This window comes from Arthrobacter rhamnosi, assembly GCF_054510975.1.
On record NZ_JBTNDN010000002.1, the window covers coordinates 477,598 to 499,537 of the forward strand.

The 21,940-nt window shown below is 69.9% G+C and carries 21 protein-coding genes and 1 tRNA gene; 14 read left to right on the forward strand and 8 right to left on the reverse strand.

Features of this window, described 5'->3' with window-relative positions; genetic code table 11:
* Positions 1-81: 81 nt before the first annotated feature.
* From ACX80J_RS06585 to dhaM, 6 genes are all read left to right on the forward strand, one after another.
* Positions 82-2,106 (forward strand): S9 family peptidase, encoded by a 2,025-nt coding sequence (locus ACX80J_RS06585; RefSeq protein WP_459344247.1) that lies wholly within the window; start codon positions 82-84, stop codon positions 2,104-2,106.
* Between the two features lie 35 nt (positions 2,107-2,141).
* Positions 2,142-2,651, forward strand: a complete 510-nt coding sequence (locus ACX80J_RS06590) for an amino-acid N-acetyltransferase (RefSeq protein WP_459344248.1) — start codon at positions 2,142-2,144, stop codon at positions 2,649-2,651.
* A gap of 74 nt (positions 2,652-2,725) precedes the next feature.
* On the forward strand, positions 2,726-2,959 hold the full coding sequence (locus ACX80J_RS06595; protein WP_459347219.1) for a CsbD family protein: 234 nt from the start codon (positions 2,726-2,728) through the stop codon (positions 2,957-2,959).
* Positions 2,960-3,234: 275 nt separating this feature from the next.
* On the forward strand, positions 3,235-4,236 hold the full coding sequence (dhaK, locus tag ACX80J_RS06600) for a dihydroxyacetone kinase subunit DhaK (protein WP_459347220.1): 1,002 nt from the start codon (positions 3,235-3,237) through the stop codon (positions 4,234-4,236).
* 2 nt (positions 4,237-4,238) lie between these two features.
* Positions 4,239-4,889 carry a dihydroxyacetone kinase subunit DhaL gene (gene dhaL / locus ACX80J_RS06605; RefSeq protein WP_459347449.1) on the forward strand — a complete coding sequence of 217 codons (651 nt, stop codon included), beginning with the start codon at positions 4,239-4,241 and terminating at the stop codon, positions 4,887-4,889.
* Complete coding sequence (dhaM, locus tag ACX80J_RS06610) at positions 4,886-5,626, forward strand: dihydroxyacetone kinase phosphoryl donor subunit DhaM (protein ID WP_459347221.1); 741 nt, start codon at positions 4,886-4,888, stop codon at positions 5,624-5,626. The genes dhaL and dhaM overlap by 4 nt, the downstream gene beginning before the upstream one ends.
* A 10-nt stretch (positions 5,627-5,636) precedes the next feature.
* Here the strand turns inward: dhaM and ACX80J_RS06615 are convergent, their stop codons facing one another.
* Complete coding sequence (locus ACX80J_RS06615) at positions 5,637-6,560, reverse strand: HhH-GPD family protein (RefSeq protein ID WP_459347450.1); 924 nt, start codon at positions 6,558-6,560, stop codon at positions 5,637-5,639.
* Between the two features lie 202 nt (positions 6,561-6,762).
* Here ACX80J_RS06615 and ACX80J_RS06620 point away from each other — a divergent pair, with 202 nt between their 5' ends.
* On the forward strand, positions 6,763-7,503 hold the full coding sequence (locus ACX80J_RS06620; RefSeq protein WP_459347222.1) for a hypothetical protein: 741 nt from the start codon (positions 6,763-6,765) through the stop codon (positions 7,501-7,503).
* 100 nt (positions 7,504-7,603) lie between these two features.
* Here the strand turns inward: ACX80J_RS06620 and disA are convergent, their stop codons facing one another.
* The 3 genes from disA to ACX80J_RS06635 all read right to left on the reverse strand — a co-directional run bounded on the left by disA (position 7,604) and on the right by ACX80J_RS06635 (position 11,433).
* Complete coding sequence (gene disA, locus ACX80J_RS06625; RefSeq protein WP_459313151.1) at positions 7,604-8,680, reverse strand: DNA integrity scanning diadenylate cyclase DisA; 1,077 nt, start codon at positions 8,678-8,680, stop codon at positions 7,604-7,606.
* A 195-nt stretch (positions 8,681-8,875) separates the two neighbouring features.
* Positions 8,876-10,261, reverse strand: coding sequence for a DNA repair protein RadA (radA, locus tag ACX80J_RS06630; RefSeq protein ID WP_459347223.1), 1,386 nt, complete (start codon positions 10,259-10,261; stop codon positions 8,876-8,878).
* A gap of 44 nt (positions 10,262-10,305) precedes the next feature.
* The gene (locus ACX80J_RS06635; RefSeq protein ID WP_459347224.1) at positions 10,306-11,433 is read right to left on the reverse strand and encodes an FUSC family protein; all 1,128 of its coding nucleotides are present in this window, start codon (positions 11,431-11,433) and stop codon (positions 10,306-10,308) included.
* Positions 11,434-11,655: 222 nt separating this feature from the next.
* On the opposite strand from ACX80J_RS06635, the gene pstS reads away from it, so the two are divergent.
* From pstS to pstB, 4 genes are all read left to right on the forward strand, one after another.
* Entirely contained in the window at positions 11,656-12,774 is a 1,119-nt protein-coding gene (gene pstS / locus ACX80J_RS06640) for a phosphate ABC transporter substrate-binding protein PstS (RefSeq protein ID WP_459344255.1), read from the forward strand.
* A 144-nt stretch (positions 12,775-12,918) separates the two neighbouring features.
* Complete coding sequence (pstC, locus tag ACX80J_RS06645; protein ID WP_459344256.1) at positions 12,919-13,872, forward strand: phosphate ABC transporter permease subunit PstC; 954 nt, start codon at positions 12,919-12,921, stop codon at positions 13,870-13,872.
* Positions 13,873-14,979 (forward strand): phosphate ABC transporter permease PstA, encoded by a 1,107-nt coding sequence (pstA, locus tag ACX80J_RS06650; RefSeq protein WP_459347225.1) that lies wholly within the window; start codon positions 13,873-13,875, stop codon positions 14,977-14,979.
* Between the two features lie 30 nt (positions 14,980-15,009).
* Entirely contained in the window at positions 15,010-15,789 is a 780-nt protein-coding gene (pstB, locus tag ACX80J_RS06655; protein ID WP_459344258.1) for a phosphate ABC transporter ATP-binding protein PstB, read from the forward strand.
* 199 nt (positions 15,790-15,988) lie between these two features.
* Here the strand turns inward: pstB and ACX80J_RS06660 are convergent, their stop codons facing one another.
* The 3 genes from ACX80J_RS06660 to ACX80J_RS06670 all read right to left on the reverse strand — a co-directional run bounded on the left by ACX80J_RS06660 (position 15,989) and on the right by ACX80J_RS06670 (position 18,479).
* Complete coding sequence (locus ACX80J_RS06660) at positions 15,989-16,999, reverse strand: inorganic phosphate transporter (protein WP_459347226.1); 1,011 nt, start codon at positions 16,997-16,999, stop codon at positions 15,989-15,991.
* The gene (locus tag ACX80J_RS06665; protein ID WP_459344260.1) at positions 17,000-17,617 is read right to left on the reverse strand and encodes a DUF47 domain-containing protein; all 618 of its coding nucleotides are present in this window, start codon (positions 17,615-17,617) and stop codon (positions 17,000-17,002) included.
* A 214-nt stretch (positions 17,618-17,831) separates the two neighbouring features.
* On the reverse strand, positions 17,832-18,479 hold the full coding sequence (locus tag ACX80J_RS06670; RefSeq protein ID WP_459344261.1) for a hypothetical protein: 648 nt from the start codon (positions 18,477-18,479) through the stop codon (positions 17,832-17,834).
* A gap of 142 nt (positions 18,480-18,621) precedes the next feature.
* On the opposite strand from ACX80J_RS06670, the gene ACX80J_RS06675 reads away from it, so the two are divergent.
* A tRNA-Lys gene (locus ACX80J_RS06675) sits at positions 18,622-18,695 on the forward strand.
* A gap of 44 nt (positions 18,696-18,739) precedes the next feature.
* Here the strand turns inward: ACX80J_RS06675 and ACX80J_RS06680 are convergent.
* Positions 18,740-19,495, reverse strand: a complete 756-nt coding sequence (locus ACX80J_RS06680) for a ZIP family metal transporter (RefSeq protein ID WP_459347227.1) — start codon at positions 19,493-19,495, stop codon at positions 18,740-18,742.
* A 184-nt stretch (positions 19,496-19,679) separates the two neighbouring features.
* On the opposite strand from ACX80J_RS06680, the gene ACX80J_RS06685 reads away from it, so the two are divergent.
* Both ACX80J_RS06685 and ACX80J_RS06690 read left to right on the forward strand, forming a co-directional pair.
* On the forward strand, positions 19,680-20,306 hold the full coding sequence (locus ACX80J_RS06685; RefSeq protein ID WP_459347228.1) for a hypothetical protein: 627 nt from the start codon (positions 19,680-19,682) through the stop codon (positions 20,304-20,306).
* Between the two features lie 118 nt (positions 20,307-20,424).
* Positions 20,425-21,696: an endonuclease/exonuclease/phosphatase family protein gene (locus tag ACX80J_RS06690; protein WP_459347229.1), complete on the forward strand. Its 1,272-nt coding sequence runs from the start codon at positions 20,425-20,427 to the stop codon at positions 21,694-21,696.
* Positions 21,697-21,940 lie beyond the last annotated feature (244 nt).

Genomic DNA, 21,940 nt, shown 5'->3' on the forward strand with positions numbered 1-21,940 from the left:
GAGCAGGAGAATCGGTGCCCCCGGCAACGGGATTCCCCCGAAAGGTGGAACGGTGCCCCTCCGCGGTGGTAGAGATGACGCATGACCACCCCCTTCTCCTCCCTCGAGGATTTCGTCGCCCTGCCCCGCCTCGGCGGGCTCGTCCTCAACCGGGAGGGCACCCGCCTCGTCACGTCCGTCGCCACCCTCGACCCCAAGAAGACCGCGTACCAGACGGCGCTGTGGGAGGTCGACCCGACCGGCGGGCAGCCCGCCCGCCGTCTGACCCGCAGTTCCGAGGGCGAGTCCGGCGCGGCGTTCCTCCCGAGCGGGGACCTGCTCTTCACCTCGGCGCGTCCCGACCCGGACGACGCCGACGGCGAGAAGCGCCCGGCCCTGTGGCGCCTGCCCGCGTCCGGCGGTGAGGCCTCGCTGCTCCTGACGCGCGAGGGCGGTGTGGCAGGGGTGGCCACCGCGGAGGCGGCCGACGTCGTCGTGGTCACCGCGGCCGTCCTGGCCGGTTCGGCGGACGAGGAGGACGACGCCGAGCGCCGCAAGACACGCAAGGAGACGGGCGTCGCCGCGGTCCTCCACTCGGGCTATCCGGTCCGGTACTGGGACGCCGACCTCGGGCCGGAGGAGCCGCGGTACTTCGGGCTGCAGGACCTCGGCGAGGACGGCGACCGGTCGCTCACGGACCTCGTCCCCTCCGCGCGCGGCGGCCTCCGGGATGCCCACCCCGTCCTCAGCCCCGACGGTTCCGCGCTCTTCACCTCCCTCACGGTGCCGGAGGAGCGCGGCTCCCAGCGCACGGTGCTCGTGCGGGTCGACGTCGCCACGAAGGAATCCGTCATCCTGCTGGACGACCGCGGGAACGACTACGCGCCCGGTCCCGTGAGCCCGGACGGCCGGTACCTCGCGGTGATCAGGGACCGGCGCACCAGGGCCGACCTCGCACCCCGCACGAGCCTGCTGCTGCTTCCCCTCGAGGGGGGCGATCCCTCCGAACTCGCCGGGGAGTGGGATCGCTGGCCGTCTCCTGCCGCATGGCTGCCCGACGGCTCGGCCCTCGTGGTCACCGCGGATGACGACGGGTCCGCCCCCGTGTTCGTGATCGACGTCGCCACCGGTGCCGTGCGCCGTGTGACGGCGGATGGCGCGGCCTACACGGACGTCCGGGTGTCCCCGGACGGCAGGAGTGCGTACGCCCTCCGCAGCTCCTACCTGTTCCCGCCCGAGGTCGTCCGGATCGACCTCGCCTCCGGAGCCACCGAGCGGCTCCCCAACCCGGCGGAACGCCCCGAGCTCCCCGGTTCGCTCGAACGCGTGGAGTCGGCGGGGGACGACGGCCAGCCGGTGAGGTCCTGGCTCGTGCTGCCCGACGGCGCCTCGGCCGACGCCCCGGTCCCGGCGCTGCTGTGGATCCACGGCGGCCCCATCGGTTCGTGGAACGCCTGGACGTGGCGCTGGTCGCCCTGGATCATGGCAGCCCGGGGCTACGCCGTCCTCCTGCCTGATCCCGCGCTGTCCACGGGATACGGCCAGCACATGGTGGACCGCGGGTGGGGCCAGTGGGGCGGCGCCCCCTACACCGACCTCATGGCCGCCACCGACGGCCTGATGGCACGGGACGACATCGACAGGACCCGCGTCGCCGCCATGGGTGGCAGCTTCGGCGGCTACATGGCGAACTGGGTCGCCGGGCACACCGACCGCTTCGCGGCGATCGTCACGCACGCGAGCCTGTGGGCACTGGACCAGTTCGGGCCCACGACCGACGTCGCGTACTACTGGGAGCGGGAGATGACGCCGGAGATGATGAGCGAGAACTCCCCGCACCACCACGTGGCGAACATCAGCACACCGATGCTCGTCATCCACGGGGACAAGGACTACCGCGTCCCGATCGGCGAGGGGCTGCGGCTCTGGTACGAGCTGCTCTCCGCGTCGAAGCTCCCGGCCGACGACGAGGGCCGGACGCCCCACCGGTTCCTGTACTTCCCGGACGAGAACCACTGGATCCTCAAGCCCCAGCACGCCCGGATCTGGTACGGGGTCGTCGAGGCCTTCCTCGCCTCCCACGTCCTCGGGGAGGAGCGCGAACTCCCGTCGGAGCTGGGCCTGTAGGCACGGGCGGGGCGGTGGTTTGTAGAGTGGGTCGAATGACGCTGCCCTTCACCATCCGTCCCGCACGTACCGCGGACGTCCCCGCCATCAAGTCGCTCGTCGCGCCGCTCGCCGAGGAGCGCATCCTGATCGCGAAGGAGACGGTGGCCTACTACGAGGGTCTCCCGGAGTTCCGCATCGCGGAGTCCGACGGCGGTGAGGTGCTCGGTTGCGGGGCGCTGCACATCATCTGGGAGGACCTCGCGGAGGTGCGCACCCTCGCGACCTCACCCGCAGCCCGCGGCCACGGCGTGGGCCACGCGCTCGTGGAGGAACTCCTCGAGGAGGCGCGGGCTTTCGGCGTGAGCAGGGTCTTCTGCCTGACGTTCGAGGTCGATTTCTTCCGGCGCCACGGCTTCGAGGTCATGGCCGACCAGTCCGCCGTCGACCCCCAGACCTATTCCGAGCTCCTCCGGTCCCACGACGAGGGTATCGCCGAGTTCCTGGACCTGGCCCGGGTCAAGCCCAACACCCTCGGCAATACGCGGATGATCCGGCGGCTCTGAAGACCCTCCCGCCGCAGGCTGGCAATCGGCAGGCCTCCGTGCATATAGTAAGACTACTTAGCATCGCGTTCGAGATGCTGGCAGGCCACCGGAACCGGTGGCTGTACACCGAGTCGAAGGAGGTCCGCATCATGGGACTGGATGACAAGATCGGGAACAAGAGCGAAGGCCTGGGCGGAAAGATCAAGGAAGGTCTCGGCAAGGCGAGCGGGGACGAGAACCTCGAAGCCGAAGGCCACAAGGACCAGGCCAGCTCGAGCCTCAAGGACGCCGGCGAGAACATCAAGGATGCGTTCAAGGGACGCTGATCCATCCGGGCCGCACCGTTGATCGTGCGGCCCGGCGATCCGAGGGAGGGCACCCTGCCGGGGGCCCTCCCTCGGGCGTTTAACCGGTCCGCCGGAACCGCCCTCCAGCGGTCTCCGGGTCGGGTCCTGGGGCCGGTCTTCGACCTGCGCCGGGGCTGCCTCCGGCCTATAGGCAGCGGCAGGAACGGACGGTAACGTGTCCAGTGGCCGGGGTGGTCCACGAGGGACGGGCTGCAGGCTGTCAGATGTCCGTTCCCAGTCAAGGAGCAGTCGCCGTGAAGAAGCTCATCAATGACCCCAAGGCCGTGGTCAGCGAGTCCGTCGAAGGATTCGGGATCGCCCACGCCGACATCGTCACCGTCCATCCGGACCCCCTGTTCGTCACCCGCAGGGATGCTCCCGTGCAGGGCAAGGTGGGCCTCGTGTCCGGGGGTGGAAGCGGCCATGAACCTCTCCACGCGGGCTTCGTGGGACTCGGGATGCTCGACGCGGCGGTGCCGGGCGCCGTCTTCACCTCTCCGACGCCGGACCAGATCATCCCCGCCACCACGGCCGTCGACGGCGGCGCGGGCGTCCTGCACATCGTCAAGAACTACACCGGTGACGTCCTCAACTTCGAGACGGCCGCGGAAATGGCCGAAGCGGAGGGCGTCACCGTGCGGTCCGTGCTCGTCGATGACGACGTCGCCGTCGAGGACTCGCTGTACACGGCGGGCAGGCGCGGCGTCGGCGGAACCGTCTTCGTGGAGCGCATAGCCGGCGCCGCAGCAGAACGCGGCGACGACCTGGACGGCGTTGCGTCCGTCGCCCAGCGCGTCGTGGACAGTGTGCGCTCCATGGGTGTGGCCCTGGCCGCGTGCACCGTTCCGCACGCCGGGGTCCCCAGCTTCGACCTGGCCGAGGACGAGATCGAGATTGGCATCGGCATCCACGGGGAGCCGGGCCGGCACCGGATCGCCATGGAGGACGCCGACGGCATCACGCAGCGGCTGCTTCAGCCGATCGTCGCCGATCTCAGGCTGACCGCCGGGGACAGGACACTCGTGATGGTCAACGGCATGGGCGGGACTCCCGCCAGTGAGCTGTACATCGTGTTCCGGAAGGTCGCGCAACTGCTCGAGGGCCTCGGCGTCACGATCGAGAGGTCCCTCGTGGGCAACTACATCACCGCCCTCGAGATGCAGGGCGCGTCGCTGACCATCCTGCGCGTCGACGACGAGATGCTCGACCTGTGGGACGCACCCGTCCGCACGGCAGCCCTGCGCTGGGGGGCATGAGCATGGCCGCTGCCCTCGATACGCAGTGGGCCCTCCGGTGGGTGCAGGAGACCGCCCGCGTGGTGGCCGAGAACCGTGCCCTCCTGATCGAACTCGACAGGGTCATCGGCGACGCCGACCACGGCGAGAATCTGGACCGGGGCTTCAGCGCCGTCGTCGCCAAGCTCGACTCCGGTGATGCTCCCGCCACTCCGGCGGCCGTGCTCAAGCAGGTCGCGATGACCCTGATGTCCACCGTGGGGGGTGCTGCCGGTCCGTTGTACGGGACGGCGTTCCTGCGTGCGGCGACCTCGCTCGGTGACACCGGCGAGATCGACGCGGCCGCCGCGGCCGGGATGATCAGGGCCGCCCGTGACGGCATCGTGGCCCGCGGCAAGGCCGAGGTCGGCGACAAGACCATGGTGGACGCCTGGACACCGGCTACCGAGTCGGCCGAGACCGCGGCGCAGGCCGGAGCGACCCCGCCCGAGGTACTCGCCGCCGCGGCCACTGCGGCCCATGCGGGAGCGGTGGCCACCGAGCCCCTGATCGCCCGCAAGGGCAGGGCGAGCTACCTGGGTGAACGCAGCGCGGGCCATCAGGATCCCGGGGCCGTGTCGACCGCCCTGATCCTCCAGGCCGCTGCGGAGGCCGCGGGAGAGGGCATCGCATGAGCGTCGGCCTGGTCATCGTGTCGCACAGCGCGAAGATCGCGGAGGGCGTCGTCGAACTCGCCGCGCAGATGGCGCCCGACGTCGTCCTCGTCGCCGCCGGGGGAGCGGAGGACGGCGGAGGCCCGGTACGCATCGGCACGAGCTTCGACCGCGTACAGGCAGGCATCCAGCAGGCGTCCGGAGGCGACGGCGTCGTGGTCCTGACCGATCTCGGCTCGGCCGTCATGACCGCCGAGATGGTGCTCGAGTTCCTCGATCCCGACGAGCGCGCGTCCGTCCGCCTCGCCCAGGCCGCACTCGTGGAGGGCGCGGTCGCGGCCGCCGTCCAGGCCCAGGGAGGATCCTCCCTGGACGAGGTGGTCCGGGCAGCCGAGGCCGCCGTCGTCTCCATCCGGCCCGAGGAACTCGAGCCCTTCGTCAGCCACGCGGCAGCGGCTCCGGGGAGCGATGCGGCTCCCGGCCCATCGCCCGGGGGCCGGACGGCCAGCGGTTCCTGGACGCTGCCCAACCAGATGGGGCTGCATGCGCGGCCCGCGGCCACGCTCGCCACCGGACTGGCGGACCTCGACGCGGACGTCACGGTGAACGGCGTCGACGGGAAGTCGGTGATGCTGCTCATGAGCCTCGGGCTCGGTCAGGGCCGCACGGTCACGGCCGAGGCGAGCGGCCCGGACGCTCAGGCAGCGGTGGACTTCATCGGGCAGGCGGTCGAATCGGGCTTCGGCGAGCCTGCCTGACGGGCAGGTTCTAGCCCGGCAGGCGGATGCCCCCGTCGGCGTCCTCGGCCAGGCCGTCGGCCAGGAGCCCGGCCAGGGCGCGTTCCAGTTGCTCGGCCGGCGCCTGCAGGCCATGCAGCGTGGCCAGGGCGGCCGGACGCAGCGCCTGACCCGGGGCGGCCGGCACGCCCATGCTGAGGTCCACCGGGGACTCCAGGAGGATGGATCGCGGGACGGGAATCTCGGCATCACGCAATACGGCGACGATCGCGCCGCGCACCTGCCGGTCCGTGCCCGCCCACGACTGCCCCTTGGGGACGTAGTCGGGAGCAGGCCGTCCCGCCGCGACCCAGGAACACGCGTCGAGGATGGGGCAGACGTCGCAGAGCGGGGACCGGGCGGTGCAGATCACCGCTCCCAGTTCCATCACTGCTGCATTCCACTGCACCGACAGGGTGTTCTCGGCGGGCAGGAGTTCCCTGGCTCGCTTCATCTCCGCGGCCGTCAGCGCCGGGGCCGGGAGCGCGCTCCCACCGAAGGCGCGGGCATGCACGCGGCGGATGTTGGTGTCGACGACGGTCTCACGCCGCCCGAACGCGAAAGCGGCCACCGCGGCAGCCGTATAGGTGCCGACCCCCGGCAGGGACAGCAACTCGTCGTAGGTGGTCGGCACGGCGCCGCCATGGTCCGCGACCATGGCGGTGGCCGCGGCATGCAGGCGGAGGGCCCGGCGGGGATAGCCGAGGCGGCCCCAGTGCCGGACGGCGGCACCCGAGGGCTCTGCGGCGAGGTGGGCGGGGGAGGGCCATCGTTCGAGCCACTCACGCCACACCGGCAGGACGCGGACCACCGGGGTCTGCTGGAGCATGACCTCGCTGACGAGGATGCCCCACGGCGAGCAGTCGGCATCGCGCCAAGGCAGGTCCCGCGCCGTCCCGGCGAACCAGTCCGCCATCCGGGCATGGAGTCCGTCGAGCCTCCCTGCGTCCCGGGAAGCACCGGCAGCACCCGCGTCCCGGGCGGCACCGGCAGGGCGTGAGGGATCCGTCGTAGGTCCGTTGCCGGGGATCATGGGTGCTCCTGAGTCATCGTCGTGAATACTCTATCCACCGGCGTGGTGGCCGGAGTAATGCGGGGGCCTTCCCTACCCTTGATGGATGGCATCCACGGGCGATCGCGGAACGGGCAGGCGCACGGGCAGCAGGCGGGGGCACAGCCCTGCGGTCTACCGCCGGAGGCGCCTGGCGGTGACCATCCTCGCGCTCCTGGTGATCGCGGCCCTCGCCATCGCGGGCCTCGTCCTGGCCGGCGTGCTCGGGAAGGGCGCCGATGCTGCGGCGGGCGAACCGCCCACGCCCGAAGCCGGTTCCTCCGCGACCACCAGCCCCGCCCCCTCGAGCTCGGCCCCGTCCATGGCGCCCTCCGCATCACCGGTTCCCTCGCCGAGCGCCACCTCCGCTTCACCTTCCCCGTCGCCCTCCGCTTCGCCCTCCGCTTCGCCCTCCGCATCGGGCGACGGCTGTGATCCGGCGAGGGTCGTGGTCTCCGCCGAGACCGACAGGCAGAGCTACGGGCCGGGAGAGGATCCTGTCCTGTCCCTCGTGGTCCGCAACGAGGGGCCGGAGGCCTGCACGGTGAATGTGGGTACGTCCCAGATGGAGTTCGTGCTGACCAGCGCCGACGAGCGCGTGTTCTCCTCCACCGACTGCCAGCACGACTCGCAGGACCTCGAGCGCACGATCGAGCCGGGCGGCGAGGAACGCGCGACCTTCGAATGGTCCCGCAACCGGACGGCCCCGGGCTGCGCCGTGGCGGAGGACCCCGGGCCCGGGACGTATGCCCTGACCACCCGGCTCGGCGCCAGGAGCAGCAGCCCCGTGGACTTCACGCTGCAGTAGGCCGCAGCCGCGTCCCCGCCGCTGCATGCCCGCGAAGGTCGCAGCCCTGTGTGCCGTGGGAGCACCGCCCGGCCGGCGGAGGCGGTGCACCGCCCGGAGCTCACATGAAGCGGTCGAGGAGGCTGGTCTCGGCGATCCGGGAGAGCCCCTCACGGACGGTCCGGGCACGTTGCTCGCCGATCCCGTCCACCGCCATCAGGTCGTCGATGTTCGCGGCCATGAGGTTCTGCAGGCCGTCGAAGTGGTCCACCAACCGGTTGGCGACGGCCGGTGGTACGGCCTTGATGCCGGACAGCAGGCGGTAGCCCTTCGGCTGGATGACAGCCTCCAGCGAGTCCACGGACGGATTGAAGCCCAGGACGCTCGCAATGGTGCCGAGATCGATGAGGTCCGCCGAACTGAAGCCCTGCAGGGTCGCTACCCGCTCGTCGAGCGACGCGGTGCTGGACCCGAGGTTCATGTAGTCCCGCAGCACCATCTCGCTGCCCGGTCCGAGGCCCGTGGTGAGCTCCTCCACCTGGAGGGACAGCAGGCGGCCGTCGACGCCGAGTTCCAGCACGTACTGCGAGATCTCCTCCGAGATCCTGCGGACCATCTCCTGGCGCTGCAGTGTGACGGCGACATCCCGGATGGTGACCATGGCCTCGATCTCGAGGGCCGAGAGCGAGTTCGTGACCTGGTCGAGTCGAGCCCGGTAGCGCTCGAGCGTGGCGAGGGCCTGGTTGGCGCGTGCGAGCACCGGTTCGGAGCCTTCCAGGACATGCCGCAGCCCGTCGATGTAGAGGGCGATGATCTGCATGGACTGGCTGACGCTGATCACGGGGAGGCCGGTCTGCTTCGCGACGCGCTCGGCGGTGCGGTGCCGGGTACCCGATTCCTGCGTCTCGATGGTGTGGTCGGGCACGAGCTGCACGGCGGCGCGGAGGATGCGGCTCGCATCCTTGTCGCACACGATCGCGCCGTCCATCTTCGCCAGTTCGCGCAGGCGCGTGGGTGAGAACTCGATGCCGATGTCGAAGCCGCCCGAGCAGATGGAATCCACCGTGCGGTCGAAGCCGAGCACGATCAATGCACCTGTGCGTCCCCTCAGGATTCGCTCAAGACCGTCGCGCAGGTGTGTTCCTGGAGCTACTCTGGCAAGGGTGGCTTTGAGTGAGTCCTCCGGACTACGAACCATGGGCCTATCCTTTCACCGCCCGCGCTGTTGAAGGCCCGGCGCAGTCGGGCGGCCGCCGTCGAGTCTCGGACAGTGGTCGGTGGCGGCGCCTCTAGCCGCGCAGCCGAACATAATACTACTGGGGTGCACGAAATCCTCCGCACCGGTCCCCGTCGTGGACCGGTGATGCCCCGAGTGCACCCGGAACGGCAGCGCCTAGAACAGCAGGGCCAGCGCCTCCGCGAGGGTGGATACCTCCCGCACCGAGAATCCCTTCGGCACGGGACCCGTGCCGCCGGGGGACGCGGGGACGATCGCGTGCGTGAACCCCAGCCGCTCCGCCTCCTGGATGCGCCGTCCGATGCCGGGGACGGGACGCACCTCCCCGGCGAGGCCCACCTCCCCGAACGCGATGAGCCGGGCCGGCAGGGGATGGTCGGTCTTCGCGGAGGCGATGGCGAGGGCGACGGCGAGGTCCGTGGCGGGCTCGGTCAGGCGGACGCCCCCCACCGTCGCCACATAGCTGTCGTCCTTGTTCACGCTGACCGAGGCACGGCTCTGCAGCACCGCGAGCAGCATGGCGACGCGGGAGCTGTCGAGGCCGCTCGTCGCCCGCCTCGGCTGCGAGGTGGGGGATTCCGCCAGCAGCGCCTGGACCTCGGCGAGCAGTGGGCGACGGCCCTCGAGCGTCACCGTGATGCAGGTCCCCGACACGGGGTCCTTGGTGCGGGACACGAAGAGGCCACTGGGGTCTGCGAGTCCCTCGATGCCCCCGTCCGTCAGGTCGAAGCATCCCACCTCGTCCGTCGGGCCGTACCGGTTCTTCACGGCCCGCAGCAGGCGGAGGCGTGAGTGGCGCTCACCCTCGAACTGGCAGACCACGTCGACGAGGTGCTCGAGCAGCCGGGGGCCGGCGATGGAGCCGTCCTTGGTCACGTGCCCGACGAGCAGGGTGGTCATGCCCCGTGCCTTCGCCGCCCCGATGATCGACGCCGCGACCTCCCGGACCTGCGTGACACCGCCGGCGCTTCCATCGACCGCCGCACTGCTGAGCGTCTGGACGGAGTCGACGATCAGCAGTGCAGGATCGATTTTCTCGACCTGGCCGAGGGCCTGGCCCAGATCCGTCTCCGCGCTGAGGTACAGGGAATCGGCGACGGCGTCGATCCGGTCCGCGCGGAGCTTCACCTGGGCTGCGGACTCCTCACCCGTGACGTACAGGACATCCTTGCCCAGGCGCGCGACCCGCGCGGCGACGTCGAGCAGGAGCGTCGACTTGCCGACGCCGGGCTCGCCGGCCAGCAGGATCACGGCCCCGGGCACCAGTCCGCCGCCGAGCACGCGGTCCAGCTCATCGATCTTCGTGGGCTGGAATCCGGACAGTGTGGCGTCGACCTCGGCGATCCGCCGGGCCGGGGTGGTGACTGCGGTGGCGGCCGTGGTGCGTGCGATCACCTGGCCTGTCTCCTCGACGGTGCCCCAGGCCTGGCATTCACCGCAGCGCCCTACCCACTTCGCCGTCGTCCAGCCGCATTCCGCACAGCGGTAGTTCGGAGCGTTGTTGCGTGCCGAGCGCGCGGCAGGGGAAGTCTTCGTGGCCATTCCTTCAGGCTACCGGCGGGCACCGACACAGCCGGTCGCCGTCGTCAGAGCCGGGGGAGGTATCCGGCGGCGTCCTCGTGGGAGAGGCCCGTGGCCTCGAGGAGGTCCACCACGAGGGGGCGCAGGAGGAGCACGAGCCCCTCACCCTCAAGGCCTCCGATGTCGAGGGTCTCGGGGTGGAGGTCGGTGGCGACGGCAGCGAGTTCATTGCGTGCCTGACGCAGGTTGAGGCGACGCTCGGCGGAGTCTCCGGCGGACAGCGCCCGGCTGAGCGCATCCGCGGCGTCGGCCGTGTCCTCGAGCGACTGGCTGAGGCTCTCGATCGCCTCGTCCGTGAGGGCCGCGTGGTTGATGGCGGACGTCAGGCGACGGGAGAAGACACGGCTGTTGCGGATGGCCAGGTCGATGGATTCCACGGCGCTCCGCAGGGAGCCGAGCTCGTCGCGGTGGCGCCGGTAGGCGGGCGAGATCCGGGCGACCTCCTGCGCGGCTCTCATGCTGCCCGTGAGGGCGTCGAGCCGGGACTGGGAGTTCCGTGCGCGAACCAGGGCGTGCCACGCCAGCGTGGAATCACTCTGGCGGAGTGCCGAGGCGCTGTCACGGAGGACGCCGGACAGTTCGCCCAGCAGGCCCCGGACGTTCGTCTTCGGCTCGCGTCGTGGATCGCGGGGCAGCAGCACGGTGATCACGAGCGCGAAGAGCCCGCCCACGACGGCGTCGACGCTGCGCGTGAACGGCCCGCCCTGCGGCGCCGGGAGCAGGACCACGAGCAGGGACTGCAGTCCGAGCTGCGTGGTGAAGATGGTGCCGCTGTCCAGGAAGCGGGCCAGCAGGATCGAGACGAACAGCACGACGGCGGCCTGCCAGAGCCCCGTGCCGAAGAAGGTGAGCAGGAGGTCTCCCACCGAGATGCCGAGGGTGCAGCCGATCGCCACCTCGAGGACGCGCCGAAGCCGCGGGTCCCTCGAGAAGCCCAGGGAGATCATCGACGACGTCGCCGCGAACAGCGGGCCGCTGTGCCCGAGGACCTCCTCGGCGAAGGCGTAGGCGCCAACGGCGCACACCGTCATCTGCACGGCATTGACGACGGAGTTCGAACTGCGCTTGAAACCGATGCGGGAGCGCTTGCGCAGGAAGGCGAGGGTTGCGGACACTCCCTGGCGCGGCGGCATGCTCCCAGTCTAGGAGGTAGGGGGGAGGTGACTTTCGTCTTTTCCGCCAGCGGCCACGGGTGCCGCGGGCCAATGGTCCTGCGCTGTTCACCTTCCGTTCATGTCCCTCGGCCACTCTCTTCACCTGCGGTACCTAGCGTGGAACGTGTACAGGAACGTGTACATCTCTCCCGAGTGCCTCTCGCGCACCGATGAACGCATCCCTGGAAGGGGCAAAATTTAGTGAAGGCTCTTCGCTTTGGCCGCGCTGCGGCAGTTATCTCCGTAGCTGCGCTGGCGCTGACCGCGTGTGGTTCCGACAATGCCACGGGTCAGCCCGCGGCGACCGGAGGCGCATCCTCCGCTGCAGGCTCCGCGGTGACGGGGACCCTCACCGGCATCGGCTCGTCCGCCCAGAACTCGGCGATGGAAGCCTGGAAGGCCGGCTTCGAAGCCGCCAACCAGGGCGCCATGGTGCAGTACTCGCCCGACGGATCCGGTGCCGGCCGCAAGGCCTTCCTGAGCGGCGGTGCCCAGTTCGCCGGCTCGGACGCCTACCTGAAGGACGACGAGCTGACCCAGGCCCAGGAGGTCTGCGGTCCCGAGGGTGCGATCGACGTCCCGGTCTACATCTCCCCGATCGCGATCGCCTTCAACCTCGAAGGCGTCACCGAACTGAACCTCGACGCTCCCACCATCGCGCAGATCTTCAAGAAGGAGATCACCACCTGGAACGATCCCGCGATCGCCTCCCAGAACGAGGGCGTCGAGCTCCCCGACACCGCGATCACCGTCGTGCACCGCTCGGACGAGTCGGGCACCACCGAGAACTTCACCGAGTACCTCGCCGCTGCGGCCCCCGAGGACTGGACCTACGAGGCTGCGGGCGCCTGGCCGGCCGAGCTCGAGTCCGAGAACGCCAAGGGCACCTCGGGTGTCGTCCAGACGGTCACCTCGACCGACGGCGCCATCACCTATGCGGACGCCTCCGCGGTCGGAGACCTCGGCAAGGCCAAGGTCAAGGTGGGCGAGGAGTACACCGAGATCAGCTCGGACGCCGCAGCCAAGGCCGTCGACGTGGCGACGCCGGTGGAGGGACGCCCCGAGGTCGACATGGCTCTCGACCTCGAGCGCGACACCACCGAATCCGGCGCCTACCCCGTCGTCCTGGTCAGCTACCACATCTACTGCACCACCTATGACAGCCAGGAGACCGTCGACCTCGTGAAGGCATTCGGCTCCTACGTGATCAGCGAGGACGGCCAGGCAGAGGCCGAGGCCTCGGCCGGGAACGCCCCGCTGTCGGAGGCCCTGCGCGAGAAGGCCCAGACGGCCATCGACTCCATCAAGGTCGCCTCCTAGCGAAGGCCCACCGGTCCCGTCTGGTCTAATGGAGACCGGACGGGACCGTCCGCCGTTCACGGCTGAATGAGCAGTGACCTTCCCTGTCGGCCCGGCACCCGGGCCGATCCTGCACCTGAAATCGACCGCCTGGAAGGCAAAGACGTGTCAACCAACTCGCTGAAAGCGTCGACCAGCTCGCTGAAAGCGTCGGCAGATCGAGGCCGCGCAGGCGACAAGATCTTCTCCGGCATCTCCCTGGCCGCCGGCATCCTGATCCTGGCCGTCCTCTTCAGCGTCGCACTGTTCCTGCTCGTACAGGCTGCGCCGATCTTCACCGCCGACCCCACCGAGGTCACCGGCGGCAACGGCTTCGTCCCCTACATCCTGCCGATCGTCATCGGCACGGTCGTCGCGGCCGCCATCGCGCTGCTGATCGCGACGCCCATCGGTATCGCCGTCGCGCTCTTCATCTCGCATTACGCGCCGCGCAGGCTGGCGAGGGCCTTCGGGTACGTCGTCGACCTGCTCGCGGCCATCCCCTCGGTCATCTACGGCGCATGGGGCTACATCATCCTCGCGCCGCAGCTCGCCCGGGTGTACACCTGGCTCGCCGAGAACCTCGGCTGGATCCCGATCTTCGCCGGCCCCGCCAGTCAGACCGGCAAGACCATCCTCACCGCCGGCATCGTCCTCGCGGTCATGGTGATCCCGATCATCACCTCGCTCAGCAGGGAGATCTTCCTGCAGACGCCCAACCTCCACGAGGAAGCCGCGCTCGCGATGGGAGCCACGCGGTGGGAGATGGTCCGCATGGCGGTCCTGCCCTTCGCCCGGCCGGGAATCATCAGCGCGACGATGCTCGGCCTCGGCCGCGCCCTGGGGGAGACCATGGCGGTGGCGCTGGTCCTCTCGCCCGGCGCGCTCGTCGCGAGCCTCGTGAAGTCCGGCAACCAGACCATCGCCGCCGAGATCGCACTGAACTTCCCGGAGGCCTTCGGCCTCCGGCTCAATGAGCTGATCGCGGCCGGCCTCGTGCTCTTCGTCATCACGCTGGCCGTCAACATGATCGCCCGCTTCATCATCACCCGGCACAAAGAATTCTCGGGAGCGAACTAGATGTCAGCGCACCAGACGCTTCAGCGTCGCCAGTCCCACCTCACGCGAGGACGCCTCCCCTCGTACGCCGTGTGGGTCGTCCTGGCGGCCTCCGTGGTCCTCGGGGCCGCACTGGCCTCCCTGATCGGCTTCAGCGTCGTCGGCTGGGCAATCATCACCGCCGTCGTCTTCGTCCTCGCGGCCACCCTGGTCACCGCCGTCGCCGAAGGCGAGCGGAAGGCCAAGGACCGGCTCGTCACGTTCCTCGTCTACGGCGCCTTCCTGATCGCACTGCTTCCCCTCGTGTCGGTGCTCTGGACCGTCCTGGAGCGCGGGGTGCCGGGGCTGAGCTACAACTTCCTCTTCACCTCGATGAACGGCGTGACGGGAGCCGTGGACAACGAGGCGGTCGAGGGTGGAACTCCGGTCCTGGGCGGTGCGTACCACGCGGTGCTCGGCACGCTCCAGATCACCCTGTGGGCCACGCTGATCTCCGTGCCGATCGGCCTGCTCACCGCCGTCTACCTCGTCGAGTACGGCTCGGGGAAGGGCCTCACCAAGGCCATCACCTTCTTCGTGGACGTGATGACGGGTATCCCCTCGATCGTCGCGGGCCTGTTCGCCGCGGCCCTGTTCGCCCTGCTGTTCGGCCCCGGGACCCGCACCGGCTTCGTGGCGGCCGTCGCGCTGTCCGTGCTCATGATCCCCGTGGTGGTGCGTTCCACGGAGGAGATGCTGAAGATCGTGCCGAACGAACTCCGCGAGGCGTCCTACGCGCTCGGGGTGCGCAAGTGGCGCACCATCACGAAGGTGGTCATCCCGACGGCGATCTCGGGTATCGCCTCTGGCGTAACCCTGTCCATCGCGCGCGTCATCGGTGAGACCGCACCTATTCTGGTGACGGCGGGATTCGCGAGCTCCATCAACTGGAACGTCTTCAGCGGGTGGATGAGCACCCTCCCCACCTTCATCTATTACCAGATCCTCACCCCGACCTCCCCGACGTCGCCGGATCCGAGTACCCAGCGCGCCTGGGCCGCAGCGCTCCTGCTGATCCTCATGGTGATGCTGCTCAACCTGGTCGCCCGCGTCGTCGCCCGCATCTTCGCCCCCAAGACCAGCCGCTGACCATCCGCGGTAACGACCCATAAGGAAGCAATGTCCAAGCGAATCGACGTCAAGGACCTGAACGTCTACTACAGCAAGTTCCTTGCCGTGGAGGACGTGAACATCAATATCGAAGCCCGCTCCGTGACCGCGTTCATCGGTCCGTCGGGCTGCGGCAAGTCCACGTTCCTCCGCACGCTCAACCGCATGCACGAGGTCATCCCCGGTGCACGCGTCGAGGGTGAGGTGCTGCTCGACGGCGACAACCTGTACGCCGACGCCGTGGACCCCGTCACCGTGCGCGGCCAGATCGGCATGGTCTTCCAGCGGCCCAACCCGTTCCCCACGATGTCCATCCGCGACAACGTGCTGGCCGGCGTCAAGCTCAACAACAAGCGGATGAGCAGGTCCGACGGCGACGACCTCGTCGAGCGGTCCCTCCGCGGCGCGAACCTGTGGAACGAGGTGAAGGACCGCCTCGGACGCCCCGGCTCGGGCCTCTCCGGCGGCCAGCAGCAGCGCCTCTGCATTGCCCGCGCCATCGCGGTGTCCCCGCAGGTGATCCTGATGGACGAGCCCTGCTCCGCCCTGGACCCCATCTCCACACTGGCCATCGAGGACCTCATCAACGAGCTGAAGGCCGAGTACACCGTGGTGATTGTGACGCACAACATGCAGCAGGCGGCACGCGTCTCGGACAAGACGGCGTTCTTCAACATCGCCGGTACGGGCAAGCCGGGCAAGCTCATCGAGTACGGCGACACCACCACGATCTTCAACAAGCCCGCGCAGAAGGCGACCGAGGACTACGTCTCCGGCCGCTTCGGATAGGCACCTGCTCCCTCCCCGCCGGAATGGGCGGCATGACGACGGCGGCTCCCGGAGGGGGCCGCCGTCGTCGTTTCCGGAGCATCTGACGGTGGACGGGGGTGAACCCGGCGCGGCGGCCCCCACCCGGCCGACCGCCGCCCCGGCTCCGGGCACCCGGCGCGGCGGCACCCCCTGAGCGGAAGGCCGAGGCCCCCGACGGCTACAGCAGCGGGCTCAGCGCCAGGAAGAAGACCGCTCCCACCAGTGCGGTCAGCGGCGCGGTGCCGAGCCAGACGGCGAGGATACGCGCCACCCGCGGCCGCTGGACGGAGGCGAACCGCTGGTTGGCCCCGGCCCCGACGATCGCGGACGTCATGGTGTGCGTGCTCGACAGCGGGAAGTGCAGGGAGATGGCGCCGACGAACAGCATCACGGAGCTCACGCCCTGGGCGGTCATGCCGCGCAGGGGGTCGATGTGCACCAGCCGGTTGCCCAGGGTGTGCGTGATGCGCCAGCCGCCGAACAGGGATCCGGTGGCCAGCAGGACGGCGGCGAACACCTGGACCCAGAGGGGTATGCCGGATCCCACCGCGTAGCCCGAACCCACGAGGGCGAGCAGGATGACCGCCATGGTCCGCTGACCGTCCTGGAGCCCGTGGCCGAGGGCGAAGGCACCCGCCAGCACCGACTGCGCCATGCGGTTCCCCCGGTTGACCCTCGTCGGAGAACCGTGGCGCAGCAGCCACGTCGCCGGGAACACCGCGGCGTACGCCAGGAGGTAGGCGACGACCGGCGAGAGGACGAGCGGCAGCACGATCTGCAGCAGGAGGGTTTCCCCCGCGCCGCTCATCGCAGGGCCGTTGGTCAGCTGCGAGGCCGCGCCGGCCCCGATGATCCCGCCCAGCAGCGCGTGGGTCGACGACGACGGCTTGCCGCGGTACCAGGTGACGAGGCTCCAGAGGCAGGCGGAGAGCAGCGCGGAGACGAGGATCCCCAGCCCCGTCGACCCGGGCGGGAGGCCGATCCCGGCATCGGTGAAGAAGAGCGCCAGCGACGTGCTGAGCAGCGCGCCCACGAGGTTGAACAGCGCGGCGAGCAGGACGGCGATGGTCGGCGTCAGTGCTCGCGTCCGCACCGCTGTGGCCACGGAGTTCGAGACGTCGTGGAAGCCGTTGAGGAAGGCGAAGCCACCGGCGATGACGACCACCATACCGAGGAGGAGGGGCTCCACCTACGATTCCTTGACGAGGATGCTGCCCACCTGGGTGGCGACCCTCCGAATGTCCTTGGTGACGTCGACGAGCTGGTTCGCCACGTCGCGGTGCCGCGCGTAGACGAGGGGCTTGTGGTCGTTCAGGAGTTCGGCGCACCAGCTGCGGTGCGTGCGCTCGGCACGCCGTGCCAGGCGCAGGATCTCGATCCAGTACTCCTCGAGGTCCTCCATCGACGTCAGCCGCTGCATGGCGACGGCCGTCAGCTCGGCCTGCCGGTTGATGACCTCGAGCTGGTCGGCCGCCCGCTGGCTCAGCTTGCTCAGTCGATACAGGGCGATGAGCTCTCCGGCGCCGTCGAGCTTCTCGATCGCCTCGTTGAGCAGCCGGGACAGCACGTAGAGGTCCTCGCGCGGGAGCGGGTTGATGAAGGAGGTCCGCATGGACGTCAGGAGGGCGAAGTGCAGGTCCGTCGACGCCGATTCGTGCTGGTGCAGTTCCTCGGAGAGGCGGTCGTACTCCTCGGTGGACGCGCCGAGGATCGCGGACATCGTCCCGACGCCGAGCACGAGCTGCCGGGCCATGCGGGAGAGCAGTTCGAGCCCAGCGTTCTCCTGCGGGAAGAGGCGTAGTTTCACGGAGTCTTCCTCGGAGGATATGAAGGGACCGGCGGCCGAACAGAGGCCGCACTGTCTGCCGGTGGGCATAGTAGTGGCGTCGAACCGGGAGCGCCTCTCGGCGGAAGGCCGCTCGAAGCGGCTGAGTGTTGAAGCCCGGGGGTTCCACGGTCCGACGCCGTATTAAGTCTTGCCCTCCCCGGAGCCGCTGTCAACAGCGGCCCTCGCGGGCGGTTCAGTCGAGCTCTCCGCGCCGCCAGGATTCCGCGGCGTGTTCGAGGTCCTCCGCGGTCTTGATGAGCTGATGCGAATTGCGGGTCAGCTTGGAGGCGTGCGGGCCGTTGGCGAGCTCGGCGTCGTCGGCGTGGTTGGCCTGGCCGAGGGCGACGACGCGGCAGAATGCGGCGAATCGTTCGAGGGCGACGTCGAAGTCCCCCTCGAAGGCGCCGGACAGGATGGTGTCGGCCATCGTGGCCATCTCCACGGCACCCGGCGGCTCGGCGACGCCGGCGACGACCTTCGACACCTGGGCCACTTCCTTGCCCGAGGCGAAGTAGGCGGCGATGCGTTCCGGGTTCTGCTGGGTGGCCGCCCGCAGCGCGTACAGTCGCCACAGGGCGCCGGGCAGGGACCGGGCAGGGCTCTCTGCCCACATCTCGGCGATGGCTTCGAGGCCCTGCTGGTCGGCGAGTTCCACGAGACGGCGCGTCACGTCCGGATCGTCGGCGCCGCGCCCGTGGTGCACCAGGGCGTGCGCGGCCATGTGGGCGGCCTCGGAGACCCGCGACGGATCGACTCCGCCCGCGAAAACCTCGAAGTCCGCGGGAGCGAATGGCTTCGGCTTATGGGGCCGCGGGCTGTTGTTCGTATATTCGCCGTCCATGGAACGAGGATACTCCTGCGGGATTTCGGGCCGTACAGCGCGGCCCTGTGCTGTCTCCGGAGCAGGGGCGATTGCGATAAAGTAAGCGGGTCATCGCACCACGACGGCGGTCTTCGGATGCGCCGGGCGTGGCCGATGGAGTGGGCCCTTAGCTCAGTTGGCTAGAGCAACGGACTTTTAATCCGTGGGTCGTGGGTTCGAGCCCCACAGGGCCCACCTGAAGAAGACCCCGGGACGTCAGTCCCGGGGTCTTCTTCGTCCTAGCCGGACACCTCATGGACGACGAACGCGGTGAGGAAGCCGAGCGCGGCGATGAGTCCCGTGAGCATGTGCTGGCGCTCGAAGGCTTCGGGGATCATGGTGTCGGCCACCATCGCGAGGATCGCCCCGGCGGCGATGGCGGTGATGAAGGCGACCGTCACCCCGGAAGCGCCCGCCAGCAGCGAGTACCCGGCGAGCGCCGCGAGGCCGGAGACCAGCGCGATCCCGCCCCACAGACCGAAGACATAGCGCGAACTGCGTCCGGCGTTCCTCATGCCGGCGGTGCTCGAGAGGCCCTCGGGCACGTTCGAGATGAAGATCGCGACGAGGACGGCCGGATTGACGGCGCCGCCCGCCACGAGCCCCAGACCGAGGACCACGGACTCCGGGATGCCGTCGAGCAGCGCGCCGAGCGCAATGGCGTTGCCGCTGCCGGAATCCTCCTCCTCCGAGGGCTGCTGGCCGCCCGATCGCTTGCGGTGCTGGGCGCCCTGCCGGGCGAGGAGGGCGTTCGCGCCGACATAGATCACCGCTCCGGCGAGGAACCCGAGTGCCGTGGGCAGGAGCCCGCCCGCCTCCTGCGCCTCACTGACGAGCTCGAACGCGAGGGCCGAGATCAGGACGCCGGCTCCGAACGCCATCACGAAGGCCACGATGTGCGGCGGCACCTTCCACTTCCACGCGATCGCCGACCCGACGAGCAGGGCTCCTCCGGCGATCGCTCCCCACAGGAATGCTTGCAGCCACAGCGGCACGGGACCTTGCTCCTTCTCGAGACGGTAAGGACAAAAACTCCGCCAAGCCTGCCACAGGAAGGCTGGATGCCTGCACCCGAAGTTCCGGCCCGGAGGGGATTGACTCGCGGTCGTCCCTCGTCTGCACTGGTACCAGGAACTGGAGAACTGCGGGCGCGACGACGCCCCGAGCGGAGGTAGATCCATGGACGCCGCCGTCCTGGCCGGAAGCCTGGCCGCATGCGCCGTCATGGCCGGAGCCGCTGCCCTGACCGGCTGGCGGATCGACGCCGTCTCCCGCCGCGGCGGAGCGGCCGACGACTACTTCTGGACCGCCTTCGGCGGGGTCCTCGTCATCCTAGGGGCGGAAGTCGTGGCCGGGGCCCTGGGCGGGCCGGGAGCGGCGATGGCGGTGGGAGTCGGGATCGCCTCCCCGCTGGCGGCCGTCACCTGGGCCCGGCGGCGCCACGAGCGAAGGGTGCGTGCGGCCCGGGAGTCGGCCCGTACGGCCGCCTGGGAGCACCTCTGCCGGCGCCACGACGCGGTCGTCCGGCGCTGGGCGGAGTACGACGTCGATCCCGCCAAGGCGATCCGCTACCCGGGCATGCACGATCCCACCCACCCTGCGGCGAGGTCGGTCATCCATGCGCTGCGGGCAGCCGGCGTCGAACGGCGGGCTGGGCCCGGCCCGATGGCGAATCCCCAGACGGATCCCGGGGAGATGCAGGGCTATACGGACGCCGTGGGCCGCCTCGAGCGCGCTCTCGCCCTCGCCGAGCAGGACATCGGCGCCCCCCTCGGACGTCACCGGGCTGTCCCGAGTCGTCTGTGAATCGTTACACTCCAGCCTGCCCTGAGGCGATCCCCGCGCTTAGGCTTAAGTTTCCGCAGCGAACTACTGCTGCTGTCCGTCCGCCGCTTGCCGGCCCCGTGATCCGAGGAAGGGAACCATGCGACTACCGGCGCGCTGCTTGGCCGGCCTCCTGGCCGCATCCCTGCTCGTCGCTACCGCACCGGCTGCCCTCGCAGGTCCTCCGGACGACACCCGGACCATGGTCCCGGTTCGAGACCAGGGGAACAGGCAGAACGTCCGCTTCGCCACCTACAACGCAAGCCTCAACCGGACGGCCCCCGGCGACCTGGTCCGGGACCTGAGCACCCCCGCGAACGCCCAGGCCCGCGCCATCGCCGAGGTCCTGCAGGTCACCCGGCCCGACGTCGTCCTTCTCAACGAGTTCGACTACGCCCCGGGCAACAGGGCCGCCGACCTGTTCAACCGGAACTACCTCCGCGTCAGCCAGAACGGCAGGGCGGCGCTGGACTATCCCTACGTCTACACCGCTCCCTCCAACACAGGCGTCCCGAGCGGCTACGACCTCGACAACGACGGCACGGTGGGCGGCGCCGGCGACGCCCTCGGCTTCGGCGCGTTCGAGGGGCAGTACGGCATGGTGGTCTACTCCAAGTACCCCATCCAAACGGAGGCGGTCCGGACGTTCCGGAACTTCCTCTGGAAGGACATGCCGGGCGCCCTGCTCCCGGACAACCCCGCCACGGAGGCGCCGGCGGACTGGTACTCCTCCGACGAACTCGCCGTCCTGCCCCTCTCCAGCAAGTCCCACTGGGACATCCCGGTGAGCGTCGGCGGCAAGGCCGTCCACGTCCTGGCGAGCCACCCCACTCCTCCCGTCTTCGACGGCGAGGAGGACCGCAACGGCAGGCGGAACAGCGACGAGATCCGGTTCTGGTCCGACTACGTGACCGGCGGCCCCGACGCGTCCTACATCCATGACGACGACGGTGCCGCAGGCGGGCTCAAGCGTGGAGAGCGGTTCGTCGTGCTGGGCGACCAGAACAGCGATCCCCTGGACGGCGATGCCCGGGACGGTGCGATCGGACGGTTGCTGGGCAACAGGCTGATCCAGGATCCGCTGCCGTCCTCGAGCGGTGCAACCGAGGCATCGGCCCTCCAGGGTGGCGCCAACGCGGAGCACCGCAGTGATCCGCAGTTCGACACCGCCGACTTCGAGGACCGGAACGCGGGCAACATCCGCGCCGACTACGTGCTGCCGTCACGCAACCTGCAGGTCTCCGCGTCCGGTGTGTTCTGGCCCCGGGCCGGCACGCCCGGCTCCGAATTGACGGGCATCTTCCCCTTCCCCACGAGCGACCACCGGCTGGTCTACGCGGACGTCACCGTGAACGGCGTCAGGCTGCGCTAGCTGTACTGGCCACGGGCGTGCGTGTCGACGGCGCACCTTGTCGCGGCACTGCGGCCGGGTGTACGGTCCAACGCATGGAGACGATCCCTTCCCAGTAATCGCGCCGGCTTCCGCCGGCCCAGCGCCACTTGTCGATGACACCGCTCCAAGCGCGCCTCCTCGGTTACTCCGGTCCTCGCAGTCCTCAGCACGCTCCCGGTGCACCGGGCTGTCCTGTTCCGGCCCGCGGCGCGCCCCTCCCGAA